This window comes from Maribacter sp. Asnod1-A12 (assembly GCF_045063735.1).
Taxonomy (GTDB): domain Bacteria; phylum Bacteroidota; class Bacteroidia; order Flavobacteriales; family Flavobacteriaceae; genus Maribacter.
This window is the reverse complement of sequence record NZ_JBEFNZ010000006.1, coordinates 2,081,153-2,099,318: the sequence shown is the minus strand read 5'-3', so window position 1 is coordinate 2,099,318 and position 18,166 is coordinate 2,081,153. Positions and strand designations below refer to the sequence as shown.

The window sequence follows — 18,166 nt, the reverse complement described above, 5'->3', positions numbered from 1 at the left end:
TTATTTATCCAACCAAGATTTGTAATAATCACCATCATCTAATTTCATGGCATTTTCAGTAACCATCAATGGCTTAAAAGTGTCTATCATTACCGCTAATTCTTCTGATCCTTTTTGACCAATGCTACGTTCTGCAGCCCCTGGGTGCGGTCCGTGAGGTATGCCTGCGGGATGCAACGATATATTACCTGGCTGCACTCCGTTTCTACTCATGAAATCTCCGTCAACATAATACAGCATTTCGTCAGAATCAATATTAGAATGATTGTATGGTGCTGGTATCGAAAGTGGATGATAGTCGTACAACCTTGGTACAAAAGAGCAAATTACAAAGGCATTCGTCTCAAATGTTTGGTGTACTGGTGGCGGTTGATGAACTCTACCGGTAATCGGTTCAAAATTGTAAATGGAGAATCCGTACGGAAAGTTATACCCATCCCAACCTACAACATCAAAAGGATGCCCAATGTAGACCATTTCATGTATAACCCCTTGTTTCTTCACTTTTATCAAGTGCTCATCGGTATCTGTAAACGTTTCTAAATTCTCTGGTAATTTATAATCACGCTCACAAAAAGGAGAATGCTCCAATAATTGCCCGAAGCAATTACGATATCTTTTCGGGGTATATATAGGCGAGTACGATTCTGCAAACAAAATACGATTGTCTTCACCATCAAAATCTATCTGATAAATTGTTCCCCTTGGAATGATTAGATAATCGCCATACTCAAACTTAATCTGCCCAAAAATGGTTCTTAATACCCCTGTACCTTTATGTATAAAGAGCATTTCATCTGCGTCGGTATTCTTATAAAAATACTCGCGTAGAGATTTTCTTGGTGCAGCTACCCCAATAATAATATCACTATTGACCAAAAGTGGTTCTCGAGCATCTAAAAAATCGTCTTTTGGTGCCGTATTAAAACTCACTAGTTTTAACGAACGTATATTCTTCTCCAAGGCTATTTTTGGTGAAACATCCGTACTTTTCAGTATCTCCTTAACCATTGTTGGTCGGTTATGGTGATATAGTAAAGAGGACATACCGTCAAAGCCAATAGTACCGAACAATTGCTCTGAGTACAATTCGCCATCTGGTTTTCTAAATTGCGTATGCCTTTTAGGTGGCAACGCTCCCTGTTTATGATATATAGGCATATACGTTCGTTATTCTAGTTAATACTCTACTTTTAAAAATACGTAATTCTTAAATGCTCAAGAAATTTGTTGAACTTATAAAGTTCCTCTTAATTCTTGCTCACGCTCAATCGCTTCAAACAAAGCTTTGAAATTTCCTTTTCCAAAAGAAGTCGCTCCTTTACGTTGAATGATTTCAAAGAACATGGTTGGTCTTGCCTGTACGGTTTTTGTAAAAATCTGTAATAAGTACCCTTCATCATCACGATCTACCAAAATACCTAGTTTTCTTAATGACTCAATATCTTCCTCTATCTCTCCCACTCTTTCGGTCAATACATCATAATATGTTGTAGGTATGGTCAAGAACTCAACCCCTCTACTTTTAAGGTCAGATACCGTTTTTACAATATCATCGGTAGCAACTGCAATATGCTGTACTCCTTCACCTTCATAGAACTCCAGATACTCGTCTACTTGAGATTTTTTCATACCTGGTGCCGGCTCATTGATCGGAAACTTAATACGACCATTACCATTACTCATCACTTTACTCATTAAAGCAGTATAATCCGTAGAAATATCTTTATCGTCAAAGGACATGATCTGCTTAAAGCCCATAACATTGGCATAAAAATCTACCCAAAAATTCATTCTACCTTCTTCAACATTACCTACCATATGATCTACAAATTTTAATCCTGTAGATGTTGGTTGGTACTCACTTTCCCATTTTTTATACCCTGGCAAAAATGTACCGTTGTAGTTTTTACGCTCCACAAAAATGTGAACTACCTCACCGTAAGAATAGATACCAGATGTTACCACTTCGCCGTCATCATCTTTCTCTGTCTTTGGCTCCATATAACTTTTGGCACCTCTTTTCATAGCCTCTTCATAAGCATAGGTAGCATCATCAACCCATAGCGCCGTAACTTTTACTCCGTCACCATGCTTATCTATATGCCTACCTACATCAGTACCACTTTTTAAAGGGGAGGTCAATACCAATCTAATTTTATCTTGCTCTACCACATAAGATTCATAATCTCTACTACCGGTTTCCAAACCTTTATATGCCAAAGATTTAAAACCAAATGCTGTTTTGTAATAGTGTGCCGCTTGTTTAGAATTACTTACGTAAAGCTCTAAATAATCCGTACCGTTGATAGGCATAAAATCTTGTGCCTCTTTGTGATCGTTTTGTGCTAATGTTGTTGTTGACATAGTTCTGGGTTTTATATTTTTATTTCGTTTATTGTTGCTTCTGCAACATATATATATTAAATTTTTTTATGCTGTTGTGGCTTTGGATTTCATCAATACTTCTAGTGATGCCAAAAGTGCTTTATTTGCTTCTCTTACTCCAAATGAAATTCTAACTTTTCCCGGAGCTCCAAAATTGCCTACTGGGCGCACCATAATACCTCGCTGTTCTAAGAAGGCCGTGAATCCCATATCATTGATAGGTGGATCTATTAGTACAAAATTACCTTGTGCAGGCCAGTATTTAATCTGTAATGCATCAAATCCGTTCAAAACAAACCTTCTTTCTTCTTTTACCAACGCCACGGTCTTATTCACAAAATCAACATCTTCCAATGCAGCAATCGCCCCTTCTAAAGCCATGGTAGACAACAAAAAAGGCTTACAAATTCTGCGCATGTAATTACTAAGTTCTAAAGGAGCATAGCAATACCCAACTCGTAAACCGGCCAGACCATATGTTTTTGAAAAGCTATTGATTGCTATTACATTCTTACCTTCCACTACAAATGGTAAGCCAGACGTATAATCTTCAGCTTCGGCAAAATGCCTATACACCTCATCTAATACCAAAACTACATGCTCAGGTAATTTTTCAATGAAGCTTCTTAAATCGGCCATTGGAATATAATTTCCTGACGGATTATTAGGGGATGCAAGAAATACCAGCTTCGTTTTATCTGTAATAGCCGCTAGAATTCCATCTAAATTATAGTCATAATTATCGGTCATTGGCACATTAATCGCCTTTGCGCCCATCCAACGGGTAAAAGCAGTATAGGGCAAAAAACATGGTTGACTAACAATTACCTCATCGTTTTCATTTAAAAATGCCTTAGAAATCATATCTATAATTTCTGAACCACTATTTGCTGAGATAAAGTTATCAGCAACTAAAGCGCCATCAAAGTCCTTTACTAAAGCTTCACGTAACCTTATATCCGTATTATCTGGATAGAAACTTAAATCATCTAAGGTATTTGCTAATGCTTCTTTTACTTTTGGGGAATACCCTAACGGATTTTCATTAGAAGAAAGCTTGTGTACCGTAACACCATCAGGCATTATAATTTTCTTTCCGCCACCTTTATAAGTACTATCCTCTAATATATATTTCTTGAAACCTAGTTGCATATTTCCACTTCTTTTAACCAATTTATCCGTAGTAAATATACACTTTTTTTTAATTATTGTTGCACTAACAACAATATTAACGATAAACTCTGTTACTTTTGGAGGAATAACAATTGGATTATGGACAGGACGGAAGGATTTGGAGTATACATTGATCGCACCCTTAAAAAGGTTCAAAGTACTTTTTTACAAGTTTTTGCAGAGAATAATATTGATCTAACCATTGAGCAATGGGTAATTTTACAACGCGTACATTTAGAAGGTAAAGAAGCCTCACAGGCAGATATTGCCAAATCTAACTTTAGAAATAGGGCAACAACTTCTAGAGTTATTAGCGGATTATGCAAAAAAGGCTTCTTACGAAAGTCTAGATTTAGAGATGATCAAAAAAGATACAAACTTGTTATTACAGAAGAAGGTTCTTCCCTCATAAAACAAGTAATGCCCTTTATTACCGATTTAAGAAAAGTTAGTACACTGGGTATCACTGAAGAAGAGTTTGAAATTTTTTATAAAGTTCTTGATCAGTTATGGGAAAACTTTGACCAATATGAAGGTCGTTCATAGTTGTATTTTAGCATATAAAAGAAATAATTAAAATTTTATTGATTTTGGTTTTACCAGTCTATAAAAATCACTAAGTTTGCACCCACATTTGAAAAAATGGTGTCGGTCGCATAGCTCAGCTGGATAGAGCATCTGCCTTCTAAGCAGACGGTCGGAGGTTCGAATCCTCCTGCGATCACTCAAAAGCCCCTTTTAGGGGCTTTTTTGTTTTATATACATTTTTCATTTCTACGTCCTTTCAAAAATTTCTAATGTCTTTTTCGTTTTTTGACATTTTTATTAATTTTGCCGATTAAGACCAATTTCATTTTAGATGTATACATTAACTTATGAATCTGTTGCTACCAATAAAATATCGGGCACAGAAATGGAAGAGCTACTTGAAAAGGCACGTGCTAACAATTTACGTGATGATATAACTGGTTGCTTAATCTATTACAAAGGTGGCTTTGTTCAATTACTCGAGGGTAGTAAAGAAAAAATTGAAACCCTTTACGATAAGATTAAAAAGGACCCTCGCCATAAAAATGTTACGCTATTTTCCGATGATGAAATTAGTAAGAGAACTTTCCCTAATTGGGGCATGGCTTATTACCCAATTGACGAAAACAACACCAATAAGTATGAGTACGAGCAATTTAAGAGAAACCTAATTTTAATGGCGGACCTTATTGAACCTACAAATGTTACGTCAAAACAGTTTTGGAAGAAAATTAAAACCATGATTGCCGAGCCACCTATGTAGTTTTACCATTCATTTTTTTCTTTTTATTATACCAAGTGCTCACATTAATGCGTTAACATTTAGGTATTGAGCTATTTTTTAAATGAATAAAACTACAGGATAGGTTCCATAATATTTACCTTGCTTTTAGATTTTCATTTAATTTTTAATTGAAATAATCTTGAACAAACAAATTTAGAGTTTTAAATTATTTAATTGCCATGAGCAAAACTGTACTTAATGTCTTTCTAGCAGATGATGATAGTGATGACAGAACATTCTTTTCTGATGCATTGAGAGAAATCCCAATACAAACCAAAATATCTGAATTTAACAATGGCGTAGACCTTATGGCAAGTTTGCTAGCAAATGATACCCAAAAACCAGATGTTATCTTTTTGGATTTGAAAATGCCTATGATGGACGGGTTTGAATGTTTAGCGGATATTCGTGATCTTGAAAAATATGCAGACACGCCGGTAATTATCTATTCTACATCGTATCACCCTAAAGAAATTACACGTTTAAACGAAATGGGCGCTTCTTTATATTTACAAAAACCTTCTTCATACAATCAGCTAAAAACACTTTTGCATAAGTGCTTACGCTATGTTGACAATTCTGAATATAATAAGCCAGAAAGAGAGTTCGTTATATCTATCTAAACAATCATTTACTAACTTATTTTTTACCAGGCTATTAACTAGTTATTATAGTTGACTATCCGTTTCTTCTTCATTTATTACACACCATCCATCTTAAAATACTATTACCCTAATTATACAAAACAAAAAAGCCAGCTCAAAGAGCCGGCTCAACCATTTTCATAACAATTATCTTAAGCTGAAAGCGATACGTTTCTAATATTCATTAAATATGCTTTTGGTGTACATTTAAATTTATTTCTAAAGATCTTAGAGAAATAACTTCTACTTGTAAATCCTATAGAGTATACAATTTCCGATATATTCATGTCAGAAGTTTGTATCAATTCTTCTGCAAGTATCAATCTTTCATTTCTAATGAAGTTGGTTACCGTAGTACCTTCCATCACTTTAAATCCTTCTTGTAATTTTGTTGGTGAAAGACCATATTCTTTACTTAAATCTGTAACCGTATAAGGAAACTCTGGCTTTCTCTTTATTGCGTTAACCGCTTCCTCTATTCTTAAAAGCTCTTTTTTGGTCAACATTGTGGAAACCTGACCACTATTCTCAATATCTTGCTTACAGTGTAAAATCTCTAATGCCAAAGTAAAGTTCACAATACCTTCAATAAGCAATTTTCTAACTAATCCTACCTGGGTTATTGATCTTATCTGTAATAACTGCTCTTTAATTTTAAGGTTGAAGGTACCAATATGAGCACTCCCATCTTCATTTAAGAACTGAGTAAATAATTTCTCGTACAACTCATTGTTGTTAGAATTCTTAGTTAGCGCTTCACTATCTTGTGTTACTTTAATAATAGACAAGTTAGACTTAGTCGCCTCTCTTAATTTTATATTGATAGTTTCATTTAAACCACCTACTACTACTGTCTGTAGTGCTTCTACCTTGTTATTTTCTTTTCCTTTTGAAAATCTAAAACTACCTTCTAAACAATAAATAAAGTATAAACTAGGGTTTTCATCCAATTTTAAATCGAAATTAAAATCTTCATTTAAATCCAAATCATATTCCGTATAAGAAATTCCTGATCCTAAAGAAACTGTTTGAATTCTACCTGTTCCTTTTTCATTATCATATTGAAGAATACGATCTCCTTGAAAACTTGAGATACTACCTCCTAAAACACTATTGAAATAACTTAACTGATTATGAACTACTTGCATGATATATTGTTTAAATGGTTATTGTTTAATGTATCCTCTAGTGCTACTATAGCATCTGATGAACCAGAAGTAATTGCTTCTACATTTGAAGATTGACTATGAGCGTCTTTGCTTCTTACAGCACCTACTCTAGCATATTGAAGATTATTCATAAAGGCATACATTTCTTGTTGATACAAAGGTGCGACCTACATCATGTAAATGTGTTACAACATTTTTAGAAGCTGTTACACAATTTTAAGAAGCGATAGTAAAATACTATAATACAGTTTAATTTATAGTAAGGTAGGAAGGTAAACAGTAAATTCAGCTCCTTTGTTCTTTTCACCCTTAGCCATGATGGTTCCATTATGTGATTGAACTATTTTTTTACAGATAGATAACCCTAACCCGGTTCCAGAAAATTCTGTTTTGCCATGTAAGCGCTGAAAGATTTCAAAAATTTTCTCCTCGTACTTTTTTTCAAACCCAATACCGTTATCTATGAATTGTAGTTTTACATAATTTATACTTGGTAACAAGTTATCTACCGATGATTTATCGCCGCTTACTATACTACCTACTATTTTAATATTAGGCTGTACACCTTCTTTAATATATTTAAGGGAGTTACCTATAAGATTGGCGAACAATTGTTCTAACTGAAATTGAATTCCGTTTACTACCGATAAGCTTACTGAATCTATCTGGGCATCTAAATCATTAATACGTTCCCCTAAATCTTCAAGAACATTTTTTAATACATCATTTAAATCTACCCGTTTTGGTTGCTCACCAACTTCATCTATTTTAGAATATGAAAGTAGATTATTGATTAGTTTACGCATTCTGTCCGACGAGTACTTTATTTTAGACAGATAACCTTGGGACCTGTTACTAAGTCGCCCCTCCTCTTCTTCATCCAAACGACTTACAAACATTTGAATTTTACGCAATGGTTCTTGCAAATCATGACTTGCAACACGATTAAATGCCTCCAAATCTGCATTGGTTCGTTTTAGCTCCGTATTTTTTATTTGTAAAATAGATTCAGCCTCTATCTGCTTGGTAACATCTCTAATAACACCAACCATATACCAATTACCCTCTTTCTGGTAGCATTCACCTATGGTATTCATATAGCGTAATTCTTGAGATTTCGTATAAATACGAAACACAAGGTCTGATTTTGATTTGTTTTTTCTTGCCTCCTTAAAACTAGATTTTACTTTCTCAAAATCATTTGGGTGTAAAAAAGTGAGTAGACGATCATACTTATTATCGAACTCATTTGGATCGTAACCAAACAATCTATAAACATTATCAGAATATTTGATGTGATTCTCATTCAAATTCCACCGAAAGCTACCAATATTAGCCACACGCTCAGCTTCTGACAACAACCTATTCTGAATAAATAATTGAGCTTCATACTTTTTCTCTTGTGTAACATCTTTAGAAAATAATATAAGACCATCGTTCATTTTCACCGCTTTGGTGGTCAACCAAACCGACTCTTCATTAAAAATGAATTCTTTGGTATATTCTTTATTTTCACCAGAAACATAACTATCAGTCAGAATCTCTAAAACTCCATTCTCATCATTTTTAGGGTAATATTCTAGAATGGTTTTACCTTCGATAAATGCCGTTTCTTGATTGGCAATTTCACCCATTCTATTGTTAATATAGACAATACGAAAATCTTCTATCTTTCCTTTATTGTCAAACACGGGTTTTAAATATGAAATAATACTATCGTTACTATCTAAAACTCTTATTCCAAAAAGATTGGAAATTTCTAGTTCCCTATTTCTTGATTCTAGATTACCTAACGGAAGTTTAGAATCTTTATCTGAAATAAACTTTGGCTTGACCAAGGTTAGTGCGAACAACAGCCCCTTATTAAAAATTCTAATTCTTATATGATAATTTAGAATACTAGCTACTTCCCTTACTATAATATTAAAATTTTCATCTTCGCCAGTTTCCAATACCTTATTTGCCAAAATTAGTACCTCATCATAATGAACAAGCTCATCTAAGGTTTCACTTTCACAATTATCTAGAGTAATCCCAAAAAAGCGTTGCCCTTTTTTGTTCGCATATTTAGGTCTATATCCTTTGACGTTTACAGAATTAGAAGCTGATGGTTCGGCATATAAAATAGCAGTATCGGCATCATCTATCATTGTTTTAAAAAAATCATCCGCTAAATTATTCTTCATACTATTTTGTATTAACCATCTTAAGTTAAGATACAGCGAAATAACCAATTAAAATGTTATTAGCTTGGTGCTAAAACAAAAAAAGTTGTTCCTAACGAAACAACTTTAATTATATATGCTTTTACAACTGCTTAAATTTTCAATAAAAAATTCTCTTTCTTAAAATCATTTAAGTGGTACGCCCAGTTCATTTTTACGACTTGCTTCAACGACTTTTTAAGCTCATTAAAACTAGACGGCTTCTTAATATAGATATTGGCTCCTTTTTCAAAGGTTTCTTCTATATCTCTTTCCGCAGAAGATGTAGAGTAGATTGCTACTAACAAATCTTTCAAATGAGGTGTACGTCTAATAGCTTCTAAACACTCAAACCCATTCATGATAGGCATGTTCAAATCTAGAAAAACCAAATCTGGCGTATTGTCCGTGTCGCTAAGTAAAAATTCCATACAACTTTTACCGTTCTCTAACTGACGTAACTCTGTATTGAGTTCAACTCCTTCCAATGCATCTGCAAAAAATTGTCTGTCGTCTTCATCGTCGTCAACGAGAAGTATTTTTAATTTATCCATTTTCACTATTCATGTATTGAAAAGAAGAACCTTTCTTCTTACTTTTTTCTAAACTTCAAATATTGGGTGATGGTTAACCCAGTTACTTTTTTGAATTGATTCGATAAATGAGGAACACTGCTAAAATTTAAGTTATGGGCAATCTCCCCTAAACTTGCATTCTCCAATAGCACTAATTCTTTCACTTTTTCTATGCGCACTAAAATATAAAAATTCTCTATTGAGGTGAATGTTTTACTTGAAAATAAATTAGAAAGATATGGATAACTAAAACCCAATTGATCAGATAGCAATTCTGATATTTTTACATTTCTAATATCGCCTTCATAAACCATTTTCTTAATATAAATCTTGATCTCCTCAACGATATCACGATTTTCCTTTGTCTGAACTTTTATACCAAAACACCTAAGTTCCTTAATTGTAGCTTGAAGCTTATCATCACTTAAATCATCTGGCAACTTAACTGTGTTATCTTGCAAAATCTCAAAATCAACACCTGCAGCGACCATTGTTCTTTGAAATACTTCATTAACCATTTTTTCAGGGCTATATATGAAACTATATTCCATTCAATAAATCAATATTAGTTCGCCACATTTAACGTGTAAAATTATTATTTTAACTATACATTATATAACAAAATACAATAAAATATTACCACTTTTGAACCTTAGTAAAAAAAACAACATTATTGTAAGTTTAAACCTACAATAATGTTCTCTGCAGCAGTAAATTACAGGTATATTCTTAAGGTTTGGTAAATACCAACGCACCGTAAGCAGGTATATTTACCTTACCTGTCCACTTCTTTTCATCAGTATTGGCTTCAACAACCTCTAAATCATCAACTGGTAATTGCGAAAATGCCGGATCGTATATTTTATTTCCTGCATTTATTCTAAGATCAAAAGGCTCGTTTTCATTTAAACCAATACCGTAGTCTTCAAAATCTTGATTACTAAAATTTAAAACAATCAACACCGGTTGTGTAGTATCATCTGAATCAAACCTTTTATAGGCTAGTATTTTAGTTTGGTGATTTACGTGTAAAATTTCAATATGTTGACTTCTTAAACCTTTTCCGCCCTCTGTAACCCCTGTTCTTAATTTAATGATATCACTTACCAGCTTTTTAATGCCTCTATGCTTCTTTTCCTTATCCCAATCCAAAGCCTCGGTATCTTGAAAATATTCATCTTCAATAAATTCCTGTCCCTGAAAAAGCATAGGTATACCTGGTGCGGTCAATGTCAAAACAATGCCCAACAATGCTCTCTTTTTAGCAAAATCACTTTCTGCATCTCCGGGCTGTATTTCTTCAGGAACTCGTGCCTTGCCATTGGCTACCTCATCATGAGACTCTGTATATACAATTCGGCTAAATGCATCATTGCTATATGTAAACTCAAGGGCATCAACCACTTTTTGTAAGTCTCTACCATCATCATGTGTGTCTTCTATTACCTCTCTAACCGGGTGTACAAAATTCATATCCCATTGAGATCCATATGCCAGCCCATCATGTTCTATGGCATCGGTAACCCTACTATCGCCTTTTAAATCTTCAGCTATTGTTAATACATGCGGATATTTCTCCCTTATCTCACTATTGATATCGCGCATCAATATATTTCCTTCCTCTATTTCGGTATCATAACCTAAACCGCCGCCTTCATAACGTATATACGAGGTAGCATCCATGCGTAAACCATCGCAATGGTATTTCTCTATCCACATCAATGCATTGTCTCGCAAATATTGACGCACTTCTTCCCGTCCATAATCTGGTCTGGTATCTCCCCATGGAGTATCGCTTCTATGGTCATTATAAAAATAGATTCCTCCTTTATCGTTTTCACTCCAACCATCAAATCGCCATAAATCAACATCTGAAGGTCCAAAGTGATTATATACTACATCCATAATCACGGCAATACCCTTTTTATGTGCTTCATTGACCAATTTTGCAAAAGCATCTGGACCGCCATAATCTTGTTCAATAGCAAAAGGATGTGCTGGGTTATAGCCCCAAGAAATTCCTCCTGCAAACTCAGCCACAGGTAACAACTCTATACAATTAATACCCAGTTCTTTTAAATAATCTAGTTTGGCAATAACATCTTCAAATGTACCAACGGTATCTGGAGTAGAACGATTAAAAGTACCTACATGTAGTTCATAAATAACCAACTCGTTCCAACTTGGCATTTTAAAGTCTTCATCATCCCACTTAAAATCTAATGTTCTTATGATAGAATTACCATTGCTATTGGTCACTTCAAAAGCATAAGGATCATTTCTGGCCAAAACTTCTCCTTCATATTCAATAAAGAATTTATATTCATCTCCTTCAGATGCATTTTCGGTAATTATGTACCAATATCCATTATCCTCTATTTCAAGGGAAATTTCATTCTTAGACCAGTTGTTAAAGCTTCCGCCAACGAAAACTTTTTCCGCATGCGGAGCCCACACTCTAAAGGTTACCGCACCATCATTTAAAACAGCGCCCATACCTGCCGATTTTGTTATTGTAGCATTCATAAACCAAAAGTAGACTGCAAATGGCGTAAGTAATATCCTCAAAAAAAGATGCTTTAACTCTAAAACATTTTTTATAAAAGTTTATAATTCTATGAATGAATAAGGTATACGTAAATTAATAGTATTGAAAGATGAAAAAAATAGATAGCACTTAAAAGAGTTCTATTGCGCTTTTGGAATTACAATTTCAAAAACGGAACCTTCATTTAATTTGCCCTTTGCACTAATGACACCATTATGATTCTGTACAATTTTTTTAACAATTGCCAAGCCTATGCCGGTACCTACATATTCTTGCTTGGAGTGTAAACGTTGAAATACTTCAAAAATCTTTTCGGCAAACTGTTCTTCAAAACCAATACCATTATCGGTAATAGTAATTTTAACGTATTCTTTTTTATTAATTAAACTACTATCTGTAGATTTTGCATTCGTTATTATTTCTGTTGCTATAGTTACATTTGGTTCAACATCGCTTTTGGTATACTTTACCGAATTGGATAACAGATTATAAATTAACTGTCTAAATTGAAATGGCACTACTTCAATTTCACATGATTGTAGTAACGTAATTTTACCATTTTTCTTTTTTAGTTCCTCCGCTAGATCATTTTTAACATCATCTACAAGTTCTTTTAAATCTATGACTTCAAAAACTCTCTTTTCGGTATCTGTACGTGAATAGGAAAGTAGATCATTAATTAGGGACTGCATTCTATTGGCAGCAGATTGTATTTTTTCAAATTTTGCCTTACCAGATGTTGATAGCTTATCGAACTCATTGTCCATCAACACCTCTGCGAACATCTGAATTTTACGCAACGGCTCTTGCAAATCATGACTAGAAATATAGGCGAAGGATTGAAGCTCTTTATTCATTGCCTCTAGCTTATCATTACTATCCGCAAGTTCTTTAGTACGAATATCCACTTCTCTTTTTAGTTCATCGGCAAATGATTTTTGCTTATCGATATTCATACCCGTACCAATAAAACCGACCATTTCACCTTCTTCGAATTTGGGAACACCTAAAACCTTAAACCATTCATAATTACCGGTTTTCTTTCTTTTAACCCGGTATTCAAGCGTAAAATCAGATTTATCTTTAACCGCTTTACCAAAACCTTTGAAAACAACATCAAGATCATCTGGGTGTACTACATCTACCCATACCTGACCAGTAAAATCAGCCTCATTTTCTACACCTACATAGTCTAACAAGGCACGATTAGAATATTGTATATTAATTTCATTATCTGTAATCCAAATCCACACTGGCGATAGGTTTGCCACCTCTCTAAACCTGCGCTCGCTTTCTCGTAATTTTCTCTCGGCCAATATTGCCTCTGTAGTTTCGGTTACAATAACCAAGACCCCTGCGACGTTGCCAGATTCATCTTTAATAGGACTGTAGCTAAATGTCCAATAAACATCTTCCATTTGACCGTTCCTAAAAATAGGAATCAATAAGTTTTCTCGCCAAATAGACTCTCCCTTATCTTTAACTACCCTAAGCATGGGCTCTATTTCATCCCAGATTTCCGCCCAAGCTTCTGCACCGTTCAAACCTAAAATTGTAGGATGTTTTCCATCAGTACCTAGAATAGGTCTGTATGCATCATTATAAAACCCTTTTAAAGTCGTACCCCAAAATAAAAACATGGGAAAAGGGCTGTTCAATAAAATATTGATCGTAGTACGTAAACTCTGCGGCCATCCGTCTGGCGGACCTAATGGCGTAAGCGACCAATCTTTCTCTCGCATGAGGTTACCCATCTCACCACCATCATCAAGAAAATGAAATTTTTTATTCATAAGTTACTTTCGCTGAAAAATGTATTAAACAATTTACAAACCGTAATTCGAGAATAATCAAATTCTTCAAAAATTATTTTTTGCAAGTACAATTAAAGCAATTTCAGAAGATAATCTTAACTCTATAAAAATTGTATCATAAATTTTGAAACCCAAAACATAAAATCACCATTTTAAAAATTCTAAAAAACACCCACTTTTGACTCAAAACATGCAAAAAACTCTTTAAAATAGTCAAATAAATCATAAAACACTTCAATTTCTTGCATTTTAACGAAATTTTGCTATGTTATATTTTAATCTAAAATTTATTCTATGCGACAACTGAAGATCACCAAACAAATTACGAACAGAGATGCCAAATCATTAGAAAAATACTTTCAAGAAATCAGTAAAATAGATTTAATTACTGCAGATGAAGAAGTAGAATTGGCTCGAAAAATTCGTGAGGGTGATCAGCAGGCATTAGATAAATTGGTAAGTGCCAATTTAAGGTTTGTCGTATCTGCGGCTAAACAATATCAAAATAGAGGTTTACGCCTTACAGACTTGATCAACGAAGGTAATTTAGGTTTGGTTAAAGCTGCCAAACGTTTTGATGAAACTAGAGGGTTCAAGTTTATATCATACGCCGTTTGGTGGATTCGTCAATCTATTCTTCAGGCATTATCCAACTCTTCAAGAATGATACGCATACCACAAAACAAAATAGCCGTCAATTCTAAAATATACCAAGTGTATTCTAATTTAGAACAAGAAAATGAACGCCCGCCAAGTCCTTCTGAAATCGCAAAAGAATTGGATATGAGTGTTTCTAAAGTAAAAAACTCCATAAAAAACTCAGTCAAGTCCATTTCATTAGACGCTCCTTTTAAAGAAGGTGAATCTTCTTCTCTATACAATGTTCTTGAATCAACGACTTTAAATAGCCCGGACAAGGAAGTAATGGCGGAATCTTTGGAGACAGATATTAATCAGGTATTGAATAAAATACCAGAAAGGCAAGGTGATGTCTTGCGTCTATATTTTGGTCTAGGGAAGCAACCCGCTATGAGCTTGGTAGAAATTGGTGAAATTTTTGACGTTACCAGAGAACGTGTTCGACAAATCAAGGATAAGGGTTTAAAATCTTTACGTCGTACCTCTAACACTGAAATCTTACGAGCATACCTATAAAATTTGAGTTATTTCTAAATATAAAAGACTCATATAGAGCTCATTATTAACAACCTTTAGAATAGTATAACACAAGCTTAACACCTCTAATTTGGAGTTGGCAAAGCATATGTTATGTTACTATTTGAAATACCATCACATGAAATTTATCTACATTAAAAGAGAAAGCGATATTAAAGAATTATACAGAACACGCAACGGACTCAAAAAAGCAAAGGTGACGTCCATTACAAAATACTTCATGGGCATACCCATTAAAAACTTACACACTTACAGACAAATTTACTATAGGCGTAAGAACAACGCTATTGAAAAAATGTTATTTATATAATTATACAATCACACATATATTATCCAATAATTTAAATTGAATTCATGAAAATATTAGTAATAGGAGCCGGCAACATGGGGTTGACGTATGCTGAAGGAATGTCCAAATCAAAATTACTTAAGAAGAGAAATATAATGGTGCTTGACACTTCTGAAGAGAAGTTGGAGGAACTGCGCGAGAATCCGCAATTCGATGCTTTTGATGATTTAAAAAATTGTGCTCCACAGGCAGATATTATTTTTATAGCGGTAAAACCATATCATGCAGAGAGTGTATTTCTAAAATTGAATCCGCTTGTAAAATCAGGTCAAATTGTAATATCTATAATGGCCGGGGTAACTATAGAAACCATTCAAAACTTAACGGGACTCACAAAAATAGTACGGGCTATGCCAAATCTACCTGCATCGATAGGTAGAGGGCTTACATCATTCGTAGCATCGAATGAAGTAACTAGAATTGAATTGTTGACTATTGAAAGTTTGTTAGACACCACTGGTAAATCAATTCAAGTAAGCAACGAGAATTTTATCGATGCATCTACCGGAATTTCTGGTAGTGGACCGGCGTACGTTTTTTACTTTATGCAAAGTATGATGGAGGCCGCTTTAAAAATGGGCTTTTCACCTAATGTATCTAAGGTATTGGTAGCACAAACATTTACAGGTGCCATCGAGCTGTTTAACCAGAATGAGCTTTCACCGAATTCTTGGATGGATAAAGTTGCAAGTAAAGGTGGTACTACCCGTGCGGCACTAGATTCAATGGAAAACAATAATGTAGGGGAATTGATTAAAGAAGCCGCTTTCGCAGCTTTTGAGCGTGCAGTTGAATTAGGTAAAGAAAAGGTAAATGTATAAACAGAAAATTGTAATTAAGGTAGGCACCAACGTAATGACCAATAAGGACAATCGTATCGTGAGACCGGTATTGCGAAATTTGGTCCAACAAATCGCTGAATTATATGAACAAGATATTTTAACCGTACTCGTTTCTTCAGGTTCTGTAATTGCAGGTCGTGAGGTTTTAGGGGCGTCATCAATTGAAAATGACACACAGCGCAGACAAGTGTATTCTGCCATTGGGCAACCACGTATGATGCGATTATATTATAATATTTTTCACGATTATGGTATGAAATGCGCACAAGTGCTTCCTACAAAGCGAGATTTCACCCCTGGTGTACATCGCCAAAATATGATTAGTTGTGTAGAAGGGCTTTTGTCTGAAGGGGTTATACCGATAGCCAATGAAGATGATGCCGTTTCGGTGACCATGAGCATGTTCTCAGATAATGATGAACTTGCCAGTTTAATTGCCCAACTTATAGATGCTGACAAATTGATTATTCTAACGGATATTGACGGACTCTATACTGGTCATCCAAATGAAGAAAGCAGTGATCTTATCGAACATGTAAATCCTGAAGAAAATCTAGATAAATTCATACAAGACAATACTAAAAAAGCAGGCGAAGGTCGTGGTGGTATGGGTTCTAAATTAGATTACGCCCAACAGGCAGCAGCAAAAAACATACCTACATATATCGCTAACGGAAAAAAAGACCGAACGATAATTGATATTATAGAAGGAAAAAATGTGGGTACGAAAGTAACCATGGAAGAAAAAGCAGAAGCATAATGAAGATAATTTCAACGGAAATAAAAAATAAGGTTTTAAATAGCATGATGAGACTTTTGGACGAAAACCGAGGTAGCATTCTTGAAGCCAACAAGAAAGACTTAGATCTTTTCAAAAAAGATGATCAAGCAATGTATGATAGATTAATCGTAACCAATGGTAAAATCGATGGTATGATCAACTCTATTAAAGAAGTCATGTCACAAAAAGACCCTGTAGGCAAAACTATTTCTACGCAACGATTAGAAAACGGATTAGACATTACCAACAAAACGGCCCCTTTCGGTACTATTATGATCATCTATGAATCTAGACCCGATGTAACTATTGAAGCAGCTGTACTTGCCTTTAAAGCGAGCAATAAAATTCTTTTGAAAGGTGGTAAAGAGGCCTTACATAGTAACACCATTCTCGTAGAACTTTGGCATAGCGCTTTAACCGAAAACGGACTACCGAACAATTATATTCAACAGTTGACCATGAATAGGGAAGAAACACAAGAGTTCTTAAAAACCCCTACCGAGAAATTAGATCTTATTGTACCTAGAGGTGGCGAACGTTTGATTAATTTTGTAAAAGAACATGCCAAATGTGCGGTTCTTGTAAGTGGTAGAGGTAACAACTTTTTGTTTGTAGACAAAGAAGCCGATTGGGACAAAAGCATTAAAGTGATCATGAATGCTAAAACAGAAAAAATTTCGGCTTGTAATGCGCTAGATAAAATCTTAATTAGCACTGCTATTGAAAACTACGAACAAAAACTAGAAGATTTACATCAACTATTGAAATCAAAAGGGGTGGAAATTTTGGTTGATGCCCATGTAAATTCAGTTCTTAAAAACGCGCAACGTATTAAAGATGATGCTGTTTGGAAAGAAGAATTTCTTGCTATGAAATGTTGCTTAGGTTCAGTTGAGTCTCTTGACCAAGCAGTCGAAAAAATCAATGATAATTCCGGGGGGCATTCTGCTACCATTATGACAGCGAATAAAGATACAGCATTGCAGTTTATGGAAGAGGTAGATTGTGCCGCAGTGTATCAAAACGCATCTACCCGTTTTACCGATGGTGGGCAAATGGGTGTAGGCGCAGAATTAGCTATTAGCACAGATAAATTGCACCACCGTGGCCCACTAGGCCTAAAACAATTGGTCACCAACAAATATTATGTATTCGGTGATGGTCAAATTCGCGAATAGTTAACGGAGTTCA

Annotated in this window: 18 protein-coding genes and 1 tRNA gene; 9 read left to right on the top strand and 10 right to left on the bottom strand. The window is 34.6% G+C overall.

Features of this window, described 5'->3' with window-relative positions:
• The 3 genes from ACJJVP_RS08955 to ACJJVP_RS08945 all read right to left on the bottom strand — a co-directional run bounded on the left by ACJJVP_RS08955 (position 1) and on the right by ACJJVP_RS08945 (position 3,540).
• A complete protein-coding gene (locus ACJJVP_RS08955) occupies positions 1-1,161 on the bottom strand; it encodes a homogentisate 1,2-dioxygenase (RefSeq protein WP_405412889.1) in 1,161 nt (386 codons plus the stop codon).
• Positions 1,162-1,236: 75 nt separating this feature from the next.
• Entirely contained in the window at positions 1,237-2,367 is a 1,131-nt protein-coding gene (gene hppD, locus ACJJVP_RS08950; RefSeq protein WP_405412887.1) for a 4-hydroxyphenylpyruvate dioxygenase, read from the bottom strand.
• Positions 2,368-2,433: 66 nt separating this feature from the next.
• Positions 2,434-3,540 (bottom strand): pyridoxal phosphate-dependent aminotransferase, encoded by a 1,107-nt coding sequence (locus tag ACJJVP_RS08945; protein ID WP_405412884.1) that lies wholly within the window; start codon positions 3,538-3,540, stop codon positions 2,434-2,436.
• 120 nt (positions 3,541-3,660) lie between these two features.
• On the opposite strand from ACJJVP_RS08945, the gene ACJJVP_RS08940 reads away from it, so the two are divergent.
• From ACJJVP_RS08940 to ACJJVP_RS08925, 4 genes are all read left to right on the top strand, one after another.
• Complete coding sequence (locus ACJJVP_RS08940; RefSeq protein ID WP_405412882.1) at positions 3,661-4,107, top strand: MarR family winged helix-turn-helix transcriptional regulator; 447 nt, start codon at positions 3,661-3,663, stop codon at positions 4,105-4,107.
• Between the two features lie 104 nt (positions 4,108-4,211).
• Positions 4,212-4,285: transfer RNA gene (locus ACJJVP_RS08935), tRNA-Arg, on the top strand.
• Between the two features lie 135 nt (positions 4,286-4,420).
• Positions 4,421-4,852: a BLUF domain-containing protein gene (locus ACJJVP_RS08930; protein ID WP_405412880.1), complete on the top strand. Its 432-nt coding sequence runs from the start codon at positions 4,421-4,423 to the stop codon at positions 4,850-4,852.
• 200 nt (positions 4,853-5,052) lie between these two features.
• The gene (locus ACJJVP_RS08925) at positions 5,053-5,496 is read left to right on the top strand and encodes a response regulator (protein ID WP_405412878.1); all 444 of its coding nucleotides are present in this window, start codon (positions 5,053-5,055) and stop codon (positions 5,494-5,496) included.
• 173 nt (positions 5,497-5,669) lie between these two features.
• Here the strand turns inward: ACJJVP_RS08925 and ACJJVP_RS08920 are convergent, their stop codons facing one another.
• From ACJJVP_RS08920 to ACJJVP_RS08890, 7 genes are all read right to left on the bottom strand, one after another.
• Positions 5,670-6,665 carry a helix-turn-helix transcriptional regulator gene (locus ACJJVP_RS08920; protein WP_405412876.1) on the bottom strand — a complete coding sequence of 332 codons (996 nt, stop codon included), beginning with the start codon at positions 6,663-6,665 and terminating at the stop codon, positions 5,670-5,672.
• Positions 6,656-6,817, bottom strand: coding sequence for a hypothetical protein (locus tag ACJJVP_RS08915; protein ID WP_405412874.1), 162 nt, complete (start codon positions 6,815-6,817; stop codon positions 6,656-6,658). Before ACJJVP_RS08915 ends, ACJJVP_RS08920 begins: the two co-directional genes overlap by 10 nt.
• Before the next feature lie 123 nt (positions 6,818-6,940).
• Entirely contained in the window at positions 6,941-8,872 is a 1,932-nt protein-coding gene (locus ACJJVP_RS08910; protein WP_405412873.1) for an ATP-binding protein, read from the bottom strand.
• Positions 8,873-9,003: 131 nt separating this feature from the next.
• Positions 9,004-9,444 carry a response regulator gene (locus ACJJVP_RS08905; RefSeq protein WP_396633323.1) on the bottom strand — a complete coding sequence of 147 codons (441 nt, stop codon included), beginning with the start codon at positions 9,442-9,444 and terminating at the stop codon, positions 9,004-9,006.
• A 38-nt stretch (positions 9,445-9,482) separates the two neighbouring features.
• The gene (locus ACJJVP_RS08900; protein ID WP_405412871.1) at positions 9,483-10,016 is read right to left on the bottom strand and encodes a helix-turn-helix domain-containing protein; all 534 of its coding nucleotides are present in this window, start codon (positions 10,014-10,016) and stop codon (positions 9,483-9,485) included.
• A gap of 178 nt (positions 10,017-10,194) precedes the next feature.
• Complete coding sequence (locus ACJJVP_RS08895; RefSeq protein ID WP_405412869.1) at positions 10,195-11,991, bottom strand: alpha-amylase family glycosyl hydrolase; 1,797 nt, start codon at positions 11,989-11,991, stop codon at positions 10,195-10,197.
• 162 nt (positions 11,992-12,153) lie between these two features.
• Positions 12,154-13,806 carry an ATP-binding protein gene (locus ACJJVP_RS08890; RefSeq protein ID WP_405412867.1) on the bottom strand — a complete coding sequence of 551 codons (1,653 nt, stop codon included), beginning with the start codon at positions 13,804-13,806 and terminating at the stop codon, positions 12,154-12,156.
• A 315-nt stretch (positions 13,807-14,121) separates the two neighbouring features.
• Between ACJJVP_RS08890 and ACJJVP_RS08885 the strand changes: the two genes are divergently transcribed.
• From ACJJVP_RS08885 to ACJJVP_RS08865, 5 genes are all read left to right on the top strand, one after another.
• Entirely contained in the window at positions 14,122-14,982 is an 861-nt protein-coding gene (locus ACJJVP_RS08885; protein WP_405412866.1) for an RNA polymerase sigma factor RpoD/SigA, read from the top strand.
• A 139-nt stretch (positions 14,983-15,121) separates the two neighbouring features.
• Entirely contained in the window at positions 15,122-15,313 is a 192-nt protein-coding gene (locus ACJJVP_RS08880; protein ID WP_405412863.1) for a hypothetical protein, read from the top strand.
• Between the two features lie 44 nt (positions 15,314-15,357).
• Complete coding sequence (gene proC / locus ACJJVP_RS08875) at positions 15,358-16,173, top strand: pyrroline-5-carboxylate reductase (RefSeq protein ID WP_405412861.1); 816 nt, start codon at positions 15,358-15,360, stop codon at positions 16,171-16,173.
• Positions 16,166-16,954 carry a glutamate 5-kinase gene (gene proB / locus ACJJVP_RS08870; RefSeq protein WP_405412859.1) on the top strand — a complete coding sequence of 263 codons (789 nt, stop codon included), beginning with the start codon at positions 16,166-16,168 and terminating at the stop codon, positions 16,952-16,954. The genes proC and proB overlap by 8 nt, the downstream gene beginning before the upstream one ends.
• Entirely contained in the window at positions 16,954-18,153 is a 1,200-nt protein-coding gene (locus ACJJVP_RS08865; protein ID WP_405412856.1) for a glutamate-5-semialdehyde dehydrogenase, read from the top strand. The genes proB and ACJJVP_RS08865 overlap by 1 nt, the downstream gene beginning before the upstream one ends.
• The last annotated feature ends 13 nt before the right edge of the window (positions 18,154-18,166 follow it).

Bases quoted from the DNA above. Each gene is read 5' to 3' on its own strand.
- ACJJVP_RS08955 (WP_405412889.1), bottom strand. From the start codon at position 1,161: ATGCCTATATATCATAAACAGGGAGCGTTGCCACCTAAAAGGCATACG.
- hppD (WP_405412887.1), bottom strand. From the start codon at position 2,367: ATGTCAACAACAACATTAGCACAAAACGATCACAAAGAGGCACAAGAT.
- ACJJVP_RS08945 (WP_405412884.1), bottom strand. From the start codon at position 3,540: ATGCAACTAGGTTTCAAGAAATATATATTAGAGGATAGTACTTATAAA.
- ACJJVP_RS08940 (WP_405412882.1), top strand. From the start codon at position 3,661: ATGGACAGGACGGAAGGATTTGGAGTATACATTGATCGCACCCTTAAA.
- ACJJVP_RS08930 (WP_405412880.1), top strand. From the start codon at position 4,421: ATGTATACATTAACTTATGAATCTGTTGCTACCAATAAAATATCGGGC.
- ACJJVP_RS08925 (WP_405412878.1), top strand. From the start codon at position 5,053: ATGAGCAAAACTGTACTTAATGTCTTTCTAGCAGATGATGATAGTGAT.
- ACJJVP_RS08920 (WP_405412876.1), bottom strand. From the start codon at position 6,665: ATGCAAGTAGTTCATAATCAGTTAAGTTATTTCAATAGTGTTTTAGGA.
- ACJJVP_RS08915 (WP_405412874.1), bottom strand. From the start codon at position 6,817: ATGAATAATCTTCAATATGCTAGAGTAGGTGCTGTAAGAAGCAAAGAC.
- ACJJVP_RS08910 (WP_405412873.1), bottom strand. From the start codon at position 8,872: ATGAAGAATAATTTAGCGGATGATTTTTTTAAAACAATGATAGATGAT.
- ACJJVP_RS08905 (WP_396633323.1), bottom strand. From the start codon at position 9,444: ATGGATAAATTAAAAATACTTCTCGTTGACGACGATGAAGACGACAGA.
- ACJJVP_RS08900 (WP_405412871.1), bottom strand. From the start codon at position 10,016: ATGGAATATAGTTTCATATATAGCCCTGAAAAAATGGTTAATGAAGTA.
- ACJJVP_RS08895 (WP_405412869.1), bottom strand. From the start codon at position 11,991: ATGAATGCTACAATAACAAAATCGGCAGGTATGGGCGCTGTTTTAAAT.
- ACJJVP_RS08890 (WP_405412867.1), bottom strand. From the start codon at position 13,806: ATGAATAAAAAATTTCATTTTCTTGATGATGGTGGTGAGATGGGTAAC.
- ACJJVP_RS08885 (WP_405412866.1), top strand. From the start codon at position 14,122: ATGCGACAACTGAAGATCACCAAACAAATTACGAACAGAGATGCCAAA.
- ACJJVP_RS08880 (WP_405412863.1), top strand. From the start codon at position 15,122: ATGAAATTTATCTACATTAAAAGAGAAAGCGATATTAAAGAATTATAC.
- proC (WP_405412861.1), top strand. From the start codon at position 15,358: ATGAAAATATTAGTAATAGGAGCCGGCAACATGGGGTTGACGTATGCT.
- proB (WP_405412859.1), top strand. From the start codon at position 16,166: ATGTATAAACAGAAAATTGTAATTAAGGTAGGCACCAACGTAATGACC.
- ACJJVP_RS08865 (WP_405412856.1), top strand. From the start codon at position 16,954: ATGAAGATAATTTCAACGGAAATAAAAAATAAGGTTTTAAATAGCATG.